The sequence below is a fragment of the Streptomyces spinosisporus genome (assembly GCF_022698145.1).
Lineage (GTDB): Bacteria > Actinomycetota > Actinomycetes > Streptomycetales > Streptomycetaceae > Streptomyces > Streptomyces spinosisporus.
In genome coordinates, this window is the sequence record NZ_JALDAX010000041.1 from 1 (window position 1) to 9,391 (window position 9,391).

Sequence of the window (9,391 nt, forward strand, 5' to 3'; positions counted from 1 at the left end):
AGGGCGGTGACCACTCCCGCCACCTCGTGTCCGGGGATCGAGGGCGTGCGGTCGCGGCCGAGGCGGTCGATCCAGGTCGAGGGCCACGACAGTTCGTCCCCGGTGAAGCCCGAGGCATGAACCTGAACGACGACATCGCCGTAGTTCGCCCCTTCGAGGCTGGCGAGCCTCGCTGTCTGCGGGTCCGGTCGCTCCACCAGCTTCATTCCGGCCGTGCCTGCGGCCGGGTCCGTCACGACGATCGCTTTCATCCGTCACTCCACAATGTTGACGAGCGTGTGCTGTCAGCCCATGCGCTTCTTGAGGTGGGAGACCAAGCCAAGTACATCCTCCGGTACGAGCCGGCCGATCGCCCCGCTGGAGTAGACCGCCGTGATGACGGTGCCGTCGGGCGCCAGCACGAAGCCCGTCGACTGCAGGTGCAGTGGCTCGTCGTTGACGAAGGCACCGGTTGCCGCGGCGATCGCGCGGGCGTCGGCGCTGTGTCCGACGGGGAAGGTGAGCTTGTGCTTCTCCACGAGTTCCTTGGTCGTGGTCTCGTCGTCCACGGAGAGCGCGACGACCTTGATCCCCTCCTGGGCGAATCGGTCGCCGGCCCGTTGGAAGGCCCTCAGTTGCGCGGTGCAGTACGGGCACCACGAACCGCGGTAGAAGAGGACGACGCCGAAGCTGCCGGCGAGCTCCTCACGGATGTCCAGGTCGCCGCCGCCGACCGTGTGGACGCTCACGGCGGGAAACGCCGAGCCGGTGTTCAACAGACCCATGGATTCTCCTTTGTGACGTGGCGCCATGTGACATGACGTGACGCGATGCGACATGGCATTGCATGGCGTGGCAAGCCATCAGCGGGGGCCGCACCCGCCCGCGTCGGACTGCGTGTTGTGTGCGGCCGAACGGAACCTCGTTGAGCGGGGTCGGTACGCCGTGTCAGTTCTCGATTCGGACCTCGCGCACATCGAAGGCGACGTAGCCACTGAAATCGCGACCGACACGTGCAGCCGCCGACTCCTTGATGTCCGGGTAGGACCAGGCGCCGTCCCTAAGCACCGTCTCGCCGATCACGACGTCGTGATACCGCGCCCTCCCCTTCCAGGGGCAGGTGTACGGAGTCGGGCTGTCGCGGAGCACGTCGGCTGTGACGGAGTCCGGCGGGAAGTATGCGTTTCCCTCGACAAGGACCACTGCCTCGCTCGCAGCCTCGGCTACGACTGTGTCGCCAACCAGTGCCTTCATCGGTCCATCCCCTCGTAAGTAGCTTTGCGCGAGCCGCAACTCGACCGGTGGTTGGTGTCGAGGAGGGCTCCGCTTCTTACCTGCGTCCTGACTCCGCCCAGGCGATTCGCGCACGTGTGTACTCATCGCGATCCGCGCACATGTGTACTCATCGCGATCCGCGCACATGTGTACTCATCGCCGTTCGGCCGCCAGCGCCGATTCGGCGGCAGCGCGATCGGGGACGTGCCATAGACTGGACTATATCGTCCGTTCAAGTTTCCCTGGTCAACTGGAGACAAACGATGCAAGAACAGAGCACGGACCCATCACCGGCCGCGGTTGAGGTACGCAAGGACGAGGCCGCCCGGCTCTACGAAGCACTGATCGACGGCCAGGTCGTCGGCACCCTGGCCTACGAGACGACGGGCGGACGTTTCTCGCTCACGCACTCGTATGTGGACAGCGACATGCGGCACCGGGGCATCGCGTCAGCCATGGCGCGCTACGCCCTGGAGGATCTGAGCCGGAGCCGGAGCGAGGGCCAGAGCGAGGGCCGGAGCCAGGCCAAGATCGGTGTCTACTGCGGTTTCGTCGCCGACTACGTCCAGGCCCACCCGGACTGGAAGGAGACCGTCGACATCAACCGTTCGGCTTTCATCGCCACCAACACCGCGCGGGACACGACCAGCGGGCACTAGCCTGCAGACAGGCTCTCGATGTGCGCGAGAGCCATGTCGATCGAGGTCGCCATCGGTGTGACGTCGCGCGCCGTCTGGGCCAGCAGGTATCCGCCCTGGAGGGCCGCCATGAGCCCGGTCGCGAGCTGGTCGATCGGCGCCTCGGCCGGGAGCACGCCACGATCCTGCAGCCGTCGTAGCACGCCCGACAACAGTCCCTGCCACTCGGTGAACAACCGGGAAAGGGTGTGGCGTGCGAGAGCGTCGTGATCGGAGACCTCGCCGGCCAGTGAGCCGAGCGCACAGCCGTAGGCGCCGTGCTGCAGGGCGCTGTTCTGCACCAGCGCATCACGCCACCGCCGTAGGCCCCGGATCGTCGAGACACGGCCGAGGGCCCTGCGCTCGCGCTCGATGACGCGCTCCCCCACGTGGTCGACGACGGCCCGCACGAGCGCGTCCTTGCCCTCGAAGTGGTGGTACAGCTGCGACTTGCTCACGCCGCTCGCCGCCAGCACATCATCGAGCGTGGTGGTCCCGACTCCCTTGACGTACATCAGGTCGGCCGCCGCGTCGACGATCCTTGCCCGTGTCTTTGCGCCGCGCGCCGTCAGGCGTTTGCCGTTCTGCGAGTCAGCGGTCGTCATCACGGGTTCATGTTACTTAGCGGGCCGATCGTTCCCCGTCGGGGAGGTTGCCCTCGGTAGCCGTAAAAGGCACGAACGCGAGGTCGAGTGCCGCGTTGAGCGGCCGAGGGTCTCGCGCGATCCGACTAAGGGTGCTGCCTCCCTGAAGCGCCGCAAGGATCAGCACCGCGATCTTCTGGGCGTCGGCGTCGGCTCCGCACGGCTGGTCGGGCATTCCGCGCCTGTCCCCCGTGGGACCGGGCCCTGGCCGCAGCAGTCGGTCAACCGCCTCGGCGATGAGCTCGCGCCACTGGTCGAGGAAGGCGGCCCGGGCGCGCAGGTCGTCCGGTTGATGCAGCGCCGACACGTACGGCGACGACGGGGTCATGAGTTCCTCGACCACGCGGCGGCGCCAGTCCGCCAGTTTCGCCCGGTCGGTAACCCCGGCCAGACAAGCACTCTCGCGCGCCAGGACCTCCGCGAAGTGCGTCGTCATCCATCCCACCCAACCAGTCGACACCACGCAGAGTCTGCGCCAATAGTTGGACTATATAGTCCATGTCTCCCGTGCCGGGCCACCGCGCTGTCGACGCGATCCGGAGCGCGCACATCCCATGCGCAGGAGCACGCACATCCCATGCGCAGGAGCGCGCGCATCCCATGCCCAGGAGTAAGAAGCTGGAACGTGACGCCGCTAAGTGCTGAAAGTGCTGAAAGTGCTGAAAGTGCTGACGAAACGGAGATCTCGCGCGGACGGCGAGTCGGCAAGGAAAGGTGCATGATGAAAGCGATTGTGGTGACAGATCAGGCCGCCGGGACGGCCGGGATGACGCTGGTCGAGCGGCCCAAGCCGAGCCCTGCGGGCAACGACGTCCTCGTTCAGGTGCATGCCTCGGGATTCACCCCGGACGAGCTCACGTGGCCCTCCTCATGGACCGACCGCCTCGGCCGCGACCGGACCCCGTCGGTCCCCGGGCACGAGCTGGCCGGAGTGGTCGCCACCCTCGGCTACGGCACGACCGGCCTGTCGGTGGGGCAGCGGGTGTTCGGCCTCACGGACTGGACGCGCGACGGCACTTTGGCGGAGTACACGGCCGTCGAGGCGCGCAATCTCGCGCCGCTCCCGGGCGACGTCGATTTCACCGTGGGCGCGAGCCTGCCGATCTCCGGCCTGACGGCGTGGCAGGGGTTGTTCCAGCACGGCCGGCTGCAAGCGGGGCAGAGCGTCCTCGTGCACGGTGCAGCCGGAGGGGTCGGTTCGGTGGTGACGCAGCTGGCACGTGAGGCCGGGGCCCACGTCATCGGCACGGGCCGCGCCGCTCACCGTCAGACAGCGCTGGATCTCGGCGCGCAGGACTTCGTCGACCTCGAGAAGGACGCGCTGGAGGACGTCGGCGGAGTCGATCTGGTCTTCGACGTCTTCGGCGGGGACGTCGGCAGGCAGTCCGCGGGCCTGGTTCGCGCCGGAGGAACGCTGGTGACCATCGCGGGGCCACCCGAGGCCCGGCCGGCCGACGGCCTGGCGATCGACTTCGTCGTCGAATCCGATCGCGCCCAACTCGGTGAGATCGTCCGCCGCGTGCGGGACGGACGGCTGCGAACGAACATCGGCACGGTATCGACCCTCGACGACGCCGTGGCCGCGTTCAACCCGACCGAGCGGGTCAGCGGGAAGACGATCATCCGCGTCCGTCCGTAGAGGGAAGACCGTCATCCGCGTTCGCCCGTGAGGGAAGGCATCACCGCGTTCGTGCGTGCCGACCCCCATGTCCCCCAAGGACGGCAATCAATTCCGCAAAGCTTTGCGCAATGCCTATGCAGATGGGTTTCGGCGAACTAGGTTGTGCCGCAGCCTTGGCGGGTCGAGGGAGACCCGTCGGCCGAAAGGAGCAGGTCATGAGTCATCTGCGCAGCTCCGCCAGAGCGTCCGTGAGAGTGCCGGTCGTCGCGGCGGCGGGCGTGGCCCTGCTGGTCGCCGGTTGTACGTCCACCAAGAGTGGCGGTTCGGACGACGGCTCCGACTCCGGCGGCAAGGTCGCCATCGGACTGGTGACGAAGACCAACAGCAACCCCTACTTCGTCAAGCTGCGCGAGTCGGCGCAGGACGAGGCGAGCAAGAAGGGCGCCAAACTGATCGCGCTCGCGGGCAAGTTCGACGGTGACAACCAGGGCCAGGTCGACGCGATCAACAACCTCGTCGCCCAGAACGTCAAGGGCATCCTCATCACCCCGAGCAACTCCACCGGCGTCCTGGGCGCCATCAAGGCCGCCCGCGACAAGGGCATCGTCGTCATCGCGCTGGACACGGCGACCGACCCGGCCAGTGCCGTGGACGCCACGTTCGCCACGGACAACGAGGCCGCGGGCGTCAAGCAGGGCCAGTACGTCAAGGGCGCGCTGAAGGGCAAGAAGCCCGCGATCGCTGTGCTCGACGGCACGCCCGGTTCCACCGTGGACGACCTGCGGCACAAGGGCTTCCTGAAGGGCTTCGGGCTCACCAACGGCTCCCCCGAGATCAAGGGCACCGCCGTGACCAACGGCGATCAGACCAAGGCCCAGACCGCGATGGAGAACCTGTACCAGCGCGATCACGGGATCAACGCGGTCTACACGATCAACGAACCCGCTGCCGCCGGTGCGGCACAGGCGCTCAGCGGCAAGTCGGGTGTGGTCATCGGCTCCATCGACGGTTCGTGCACGGGTGTACGCAACGTGCAGAGCGGCAAGTTCGCCGCCACCGTCATGCAGTTCCCGAAGAAGATGGCCCAGCAGGGCGTCGACGCCGTAGTGGACTACGCGAAGGACAAGAAGAAGCCCTCGGGATTCACGGACACCGGCTCCCAGCTCATCACCGACAAGCCGCTGTCCGGACTGGAGTCCAAGGACACGGCCTGGGGCCTGAAGAACTGCTGGGGCTGATCCGTGACCACCACGCAGACCTCCCCCGTGGCGCCCGAGGGCGACACGACTCGTCCCCCGGCCAAGACCGCTGTCGCGCGGGCCCTCGGCAACACGGCCGCCGGCCCGCTGGCCGCGCTGGTCATCGCCGTGATCGTCTTCTCGGCCACGACCGACACGTTCTTCAACATCGACAACGCTTCGCTGATCGTGGAGCAGTTCCTGGTCATCGGCACGCTCGCGCTCGGCCAGACCCTCATCATCCTGACCGCCGGCATCGACCTGGCGAACGCGGCCATCATGGTGCTAGGAACCCTCGTCATTGCCAAGCTCAGCCAGGACGCTCTGCCCGCGGGCGTTGCCCTGATCGTCGGCATACTGCTGTGCACGGCCATCGGCGCCGTCTCCGGCACGCTCGTGACCCGGCTGCGGCTGCCTCCGTTCATCGTCACGCTCGGCGTGCTCAGCGTGCTGACCGCGACGGGCCAGCTGTTCGCCAACGGCGAGAGCTTCTCCGTGCCCTCCGGTGTGCTGACCTTCCTGGGCGAACGCTCCTACCTGTTCGGCCGGATCGAGGTCACCTACGGCATGGGTGTCGCGATCATCCTCATCGTCGGCCTGTGGTTCCTGCTCACGCAGACCTCCTGGGGCCGTAACGTCTACGCGGTCGGTGACGACGAGGAAGCGGCCCGGCTCACCGGAATCAACACCCGCCGCACCCTGCTGAGCGTCTATGTCCTCGCCGGGTTCGTCTACGCCATCGCCGCCTGGCAGGCCCTGGGCCGTATCCCGAACGCCGACCCGAACGCGTTCCAGACGGGCAACCTGGACAGCATCACCGCCGTGGTGATCGGCGGCACCAGCCTCTTCGGCGGGCGCGGCGGCGTCCCGGGCACCGTGCTGGGTGCCCTGGTCGTCACCGTCCTGACCAACGGGCTGACCCAGGCGGGCATCGACAGCCTGTACCAGCAGGTCGCCACCGGCATCCTCGTCATCGTCGCCGTCGCGGTGGACCGCGTCGTCCGCAGGAGGGCAGCATGAACCAGCCCGAGGCATCGGCCCAGGCGCCCGCGCCGCGCACCGGCGACGTGGTGATGCGCGCGAGCGGTCTGGTCAAGCGCTACGGCAACGTCGTGGCCATCCGCGAGTCCGACTTCGAGATCCGCGCCGGTGAGGTCCTGGCCGTCGTCGGGGACAACGGAGCGGGCAAGTCGAGCCTGATCAAGGCCCTCAGCGGGGCGCTCGTCCCGGACGCCGGGACCATCGAACTCGACGGCCGGCCGGTCCGCTTCCACGGGCCGCGTGACGCACGGGCGGCGGGCATCGAGACCGTCTACCAGACCCTCGCCGTCGCACCGCAGATGGACATCGCCACCAACCTCTTCCTGGGCCGGCCACTGCGCCGCCCGGGCCTGCTGGGTTCGGGCCTGCGCATGCTCGACCACAAGAAGATGCGCAGCCAGGCCGCCGAGCAACTGGACCGGCTCGGCATCGCCACCATCCAGGACATCACCCAACTGGTCGGCACCCTCTCCGGCGGTCAGCGACAAGCCGTGGCCGTGGCCCGCGCGGCCATGTTCGGCACCCGGCTGATCATCATGGACGAGCCGACCGCAGCCCTCGGCGTACGGGAGTCCCGGCAGGTCCTGGACCTCATCGCCCGGATCCGCGACCGGGGTATGCCGGTCATCCTCGTCAGCCACGACATGCCGCAGGTCTTCGAGATCGCGGACCGCATCCATGTGCACCGCCTGGGCAGGCGCGCCGCAGTGGTCACGCCCAAGTCGTGCACGATGACGGAGGTCGTGGGCCTGATGACCGGCGCCCTGCAGATGACCGCCGACGGCACCCTCCTGGAGAGCACCACCCAGCACATGCCCGAGGAGAAGCCCGCCTCCCCCCACGCGTCGGAGTCCGCCGAATGACGATCGCCGACAGCAACCGTATCGACGACGACAACTGCATCGACGGGAAGGGACACCCGCCCCGCATGCCGCTCTACGGAGACCCTGCGATGGATGTCCTCGTCGAGCGCGCCCTTCGGATCGGCGCGAAGGGGCGGGCCCTGCTCGGCATCGTAGGAGAGCCCGGTGCGGGGAAATCCACGTTCGCCGAGCAGTTGCTGGAGGAGGTGGAGCAGCGGCAGCCCGGGGTCGCCGTAACCGTGTCGATGGACGGGTTCCATCTCGCGCAGAAGGTCATCGCGGCCCGCGGGCAGACCGCCCGCAAGGGCACGATCGAGACCTTCGACGCCGACGGCTTCGTCGCCTTCCTGCGCCGCACGCGCGCCGAGACCGAAGGCAGTGTGTGGTGGCCGGAGTTCAACCGTGACCTGGAGGACGCGGTCGCCGGGGCGATCGAGGTCGCGGCACACCACCGCCTGGTCATCGTCGACGGCAACTTCCTGCTGTCCACGCAGGGTTCATGGGGTCAGGTGAAGTCCCTCCTGGACGAGACCTGGTTCCTGGACGCCCTCCCGGAGCCCCGGCGCGAGCGGCTGACCCGCCGTTACATCAGCTACGGCTTCACTCCACAGGCCGCCCGTGCGAAGGCTCTCGGCGTCGACGAGAGCACCAGCGCCCTCATCCGCAGCACCGCCCAACGGGCCGATCTGGTGCTCAGCGAGCTTGGATAAGATCCGGACATGGCAGGCAGAACACCCCGACAGACGCCCACCATGTCCGATGTGGCACGTCGGGCAGGCGTCTCCGTGTCGACGGTGTCGCACGTGCTCAACAAGACCCGTCCGGTCGCGCCCGCCACGGTGCGCAACGTCCTGGACGCCGTGGCCGAGACCGGTTACGTCCCCGATCCGGTCGCCCGCGCCCTGGACAGCACCGGGTACGGGAGCATAGGCCTGGCCATGTCGGCCCTGTCCAACCCGTACTTCAGCAACGTCGTTCACGGCATCGACCGTCACGCCTCGGCCGCCGGCTACTCGGTCCTGCTGGCCGACACCCACGACGAAGCGGACATGGAAGTGAAGGCGGTCAGTGAACTGCTGCGCCGGAGGGTCAGCGCGATCATCCTGGCCGCCTCGTCCGACGGCGCACAGGCCATCCGCTACGCGAACAAGGTCGACGTCCCCGTCATCGCCATCGACCGTTTCGTACCCGCCGACGTCGACCAGGTCGCCGTCGACAACACCGAGCCCACCGCGGTCCTGGTGGACCACCTGGCGTCCATCGGCCACACCCGCATCGCCATGATTGCCGGACGCGACGGTCTGACCACCACCGTCGAGCGCCAGGCCGGATACCGGTTGGGGCTGCGCCGCAACGGCATCGAGGTCCGCCCGGACTACGAGGCGAACGGCGACTCCAGCGAAGACGGAGCTGAGGCCGCCCTCGGCCGCCTCCTGTCCCTCCCCGAACCCCCCACGGCCCTGGTCGTGGGCAACAACCGCATGACTATCGGCGCCATGCGCGCTCTGCGCAGCACCGGCCTGAAGGTCCCGGGCGACATGGCCCTCGTGTCGTTCGACGACTTCGAGTGGGCGGATCTCTTCCACCCCCGGCTGACCGCCATGGCCCAACCGGCCCTGTCCATCGGCGAACAGGCCGTCTCCATGGCCCTGTCCCGGATCGCCTCCCCCTCACTGCCGCCCCGCAAGGTCACCATCAACCCGACGTTCATGCACCGGGAGTCCTGCGGCTGCCCGCCTCCCGACGGTGCCGTCTGAGCGGAGCGCCGGCACGAGGCTGCTGGGTCGGTCACTCCGTCGTGGCCGGTGACCCCGCCGCAGCCGGTCACTCCCCCGTGGGGATCGCCAGTACGGTGACGCCGCGCATGTCGAGCCAGCTCGTCCCCACGGTGCTCACCAGGCGGATCATCACCTCCCCGCAGCCCTGGCACCGGGCAACCAGCCCCGGGGCCTGCGCATATACGTGTAGCTTGGCGACGGGCCCGGAGCAACCGCAGTGGGCACACCGGCTGGTCGCCGCGGTCAGATCGACGGCGAAGATGTCGGCGAGCGGC

Annotated in this window: 13 protein-coding genes; 7 read left to right on the forward strand and 6 right to left on the reverse strand. The window is 68.3% G+C overall.

Going from position 1 to position 9,391, the window contains the following annotated elements; translation table 11 throughout:
* From MQN93_RS43355 to MQN93_RS43365, 3 genes are all read right to left on the reverse strand, one after another.
* The coding region (locus tag MQN93_RS43355; RefSeq protein ID WP_372504540.1) for an alcohol dehydrogenase catalytic domain-containing protein at positions 1-251 on the reverse strand (251 nt) is incomplete at its 3' end.
* A 33-nt stretch (positions 252-284) separates the two neighbouring features.
* Positions 285-764: a redoxin domain-containing protein gene (locus MQN93_RS43360; RefSeq protein WP_242713867.1), complete on the reverse strand. Its 480-nt coding sequence runs from the start codon at positions 762-764 to the stop codon at positions 285-287.
* A gap of 163 nt (positions 765-927) precedes the next feature.
* Positions 928-1,233 carry a DUF427 domain-containing protein gene (locus MQN93_RS43365; protein ID WP_242713868.1) on the reverse strand — a complete coding sequence of 102 codons (306 nt, stop codon included), beginning with the start codon at positions 1,231-1,233 and terminating at the stop codon, positions 928-930.
* A gap of 284 nt (positions 1,234-1,517) precedes the next feature.
* Between MQN93_RS43365 and MQN93_RS43370 the strand changes: the two genes are divergently transcribed.
* Positions 1,518-1,913: a GNAT family N-acetyltransferase gene (locus MQN93_RS43370; RefSeq protein WP_242713869.1), complete on the forward strand. Its 396-nt coding sequence runs from the start codon at positions 1,518-1,520 to the stop codon at positions 1,911-1,913.
* Here MQN93_RS43370 and MQN93_RS43375 read toward each other — a convergent pair.
* Positions 1,910-2,536 (reverse strand): TetR/AcrR family transcriptional regulator, encoded by a 627-nt coding sequence (locus tag MQN93_RS43375; RefSeq protein WP_242713875.1) that lies wholly within the window; start codon positions 2,534-2,536, stop codon positions 1,910-1,912. The genes MQN93_RS43370 and MQN93_RS43375 overlap by 4 nt on opposite strands.
* Positions 2,537-2,552: 16 nt before the next feature.
* Positions 2,553-3,011 (reverse strand): hypothetical protein, encoded by a 459-nt coding sequence (locus MQN93_RS43380; RefSeq protein WP_242713870.1) that lies wholly within the window; start codon positions 3,009-3,011, stop codon positions 2,553-2,555.
* Positions 3,012-3,296: 285 nt separating this feature from the next.
* On the opposite strand from MQN93_RS43380, the gene MQN93_RS43385 reads away from it, so the two are divergent.
* The 6 genes from MQN93_RS43385 to MQN93_RS43410 all read left to right on the forward strand — a co-directional run bounded on the left by MQN93_RS43385 (position 3,297) and on the right by MQN93_RS43410 (position 9,095).
* On the forward strand, positions 3,297-4,214 hold the full coding sequence (locus tag MQN93_RS43385) for an NADP-dependent oxidoreductase (RefSeq protein WP_242713876.1): 918 nt from the start codon (positions 3,297-3,299) through the stop codon (positions 4,212-4,214).
* A 197-nt stretch (positions 4,215-4,411) separates the two neighbouring features.
* Positions 4,412-5,434, forward strand: coding sequence for a substrate-binding domain-containing protein (locus MQN93_RS43390; RefSeq protein ID WP_242713871.1), 1,023 nt, complete (start codon positions 4,412-4,414; stop codon positions 5,432-5,434).
* A 3-nt stretch (positions 5,435-5,437) separates the two neighbouring features.
* Positions 5,438-6,454 (forward strand): ABC transporter permease, encoded by a 1,017-nt coding sequence (locus MQN93_RS43395; RefSeq protein ID WP_242713872.1) that lies wholly within the window; start codon positions 5,438-5,440, stop codon positions 6,452-6,454.
* Complete coding sequence (locus MQN93_RS43400; RefSeq protein ID WP_016430211.1) at positions 6,451-7,338, forward strand: ATP-binding cassette domain-containing protein; 888 nt, start codon at positions 6,451-6,453, stop codon at positions 7,336-7,338. The genes MQN93_RS43395 and MQN93_RS43400 overlap by 4 nt, the downstream gene beginning before the upstream one ends.
* Positions 7,335-8,048, forward strand: coding sequence for a nucleoside/nucleotide kinase family protein (locus tag MQN93_RS43405; RefSeq protein WP_242713873.1), 714 nt, complete (start codon positions 7,335-7,337; stop codon positions 8,046-8,048). Before MQN93_RS43400 ends, MQN93_RS43405 begins: the two co-directional genes overlap by 4 nt.
* A 42-nt stretch (positions 8,049-8,090) precedes the next feature.
* Positions 8,091-9,095, forward strand: a complete 1,005-nt coding sequence (locus tag MQN93_RS43410) for a LacI family DNA-binding transcriptional regulator (RefSeq protein WP_242713877.1) — start codon at positions 8,091-8,093, stop codon at positions 9,093-9,095.
* Between the two features lie 67 nt (positions 9,096-9,162).
* Here MQN93_RS43410 and MQN93_RS43415 read toward each other — a convergent pair.
* Positions 9,163-9,391, reverse strand: a 229-nt coding sequence (locus tag MQN93_RS43415) for a DUF6510 family protein (protein ID WP_242713874.1), incomplete at its 5' end; no start/stop codon positions are given.

Bases quoted from the DNA above. Each gene is read 5' to 3' on its own strand.
- MQN93_RS43360 (WP_242713867.1), bottom strand. From the start codon at position 764: ATGGGTCTGTTGAACACCGGCTCGGCGTTTCCCGCCGTGAGCGTCCAC.
- MQN93_RS43365 (WP_242713868.1), bottom strand. From the start codon at position 1,233: ATGAAGGCACTGGTTGGCGACACAGTCGTAGCCGAGGCTGCGAGCGAG.
- MQN93_RS43370 (WP_242713869.1), top strand. From the start codon at position 1,518: ATGCAAGAACAGAGCACGGACCCATCACCGGCCGCGGTTGAGGTACGC.
- MQN93_RS43375 (WP_242713875.1), bottom strand. From the start codon at position 2,536: ATGACGACCGCTGACTCGCAGAACGGCAAACGCCTGACGGCGCGCGGC.
- MQN93_RS43380 (WP_242713870.1), bottom strand. From the start codon at position 3,011: ATGACGACGCACTTCGCGGAGGTCCTGGCGCGCGAGAGTGCTTGTCTG.
- MQN93_RS43385 (WP_242713876.1), top strand. From the start codon at position 3,297: ATGAAAGCGATTGTGGTGACAGATCAGGCCGCCGGGACGGCCGGGATG.
- MQN93_RS43390 (WP_242713871.1), top strand. From the start codon at position 4,412: ATGAGTCATCTGCGCAGCTCCGCCAGAGCGTCCGTGAGAGTGCCGGTC.
- MQN93_RS43400 (WP_016430211.1), top strand. From the start codon at position 6,451: ATGAACCAGCCCGAGGCATCGGCCCAGGCGCCCGCGCCGCGCACCGGC.
- MQN93_RS43405 (WP_242713873.1), top strand. From the start codon at position 7,335: ATGACGATCGCCGACAGCAACCGTATCGACGACGACAACTGCATCGAC.
- MQN93_RS43410 (WP_242713877.1), top strand. From the start codon at position 8,091: ATGTCCGATGTGGCACGTCGGGCAGGCGTCTCCGTGTCGACGGTGTCG.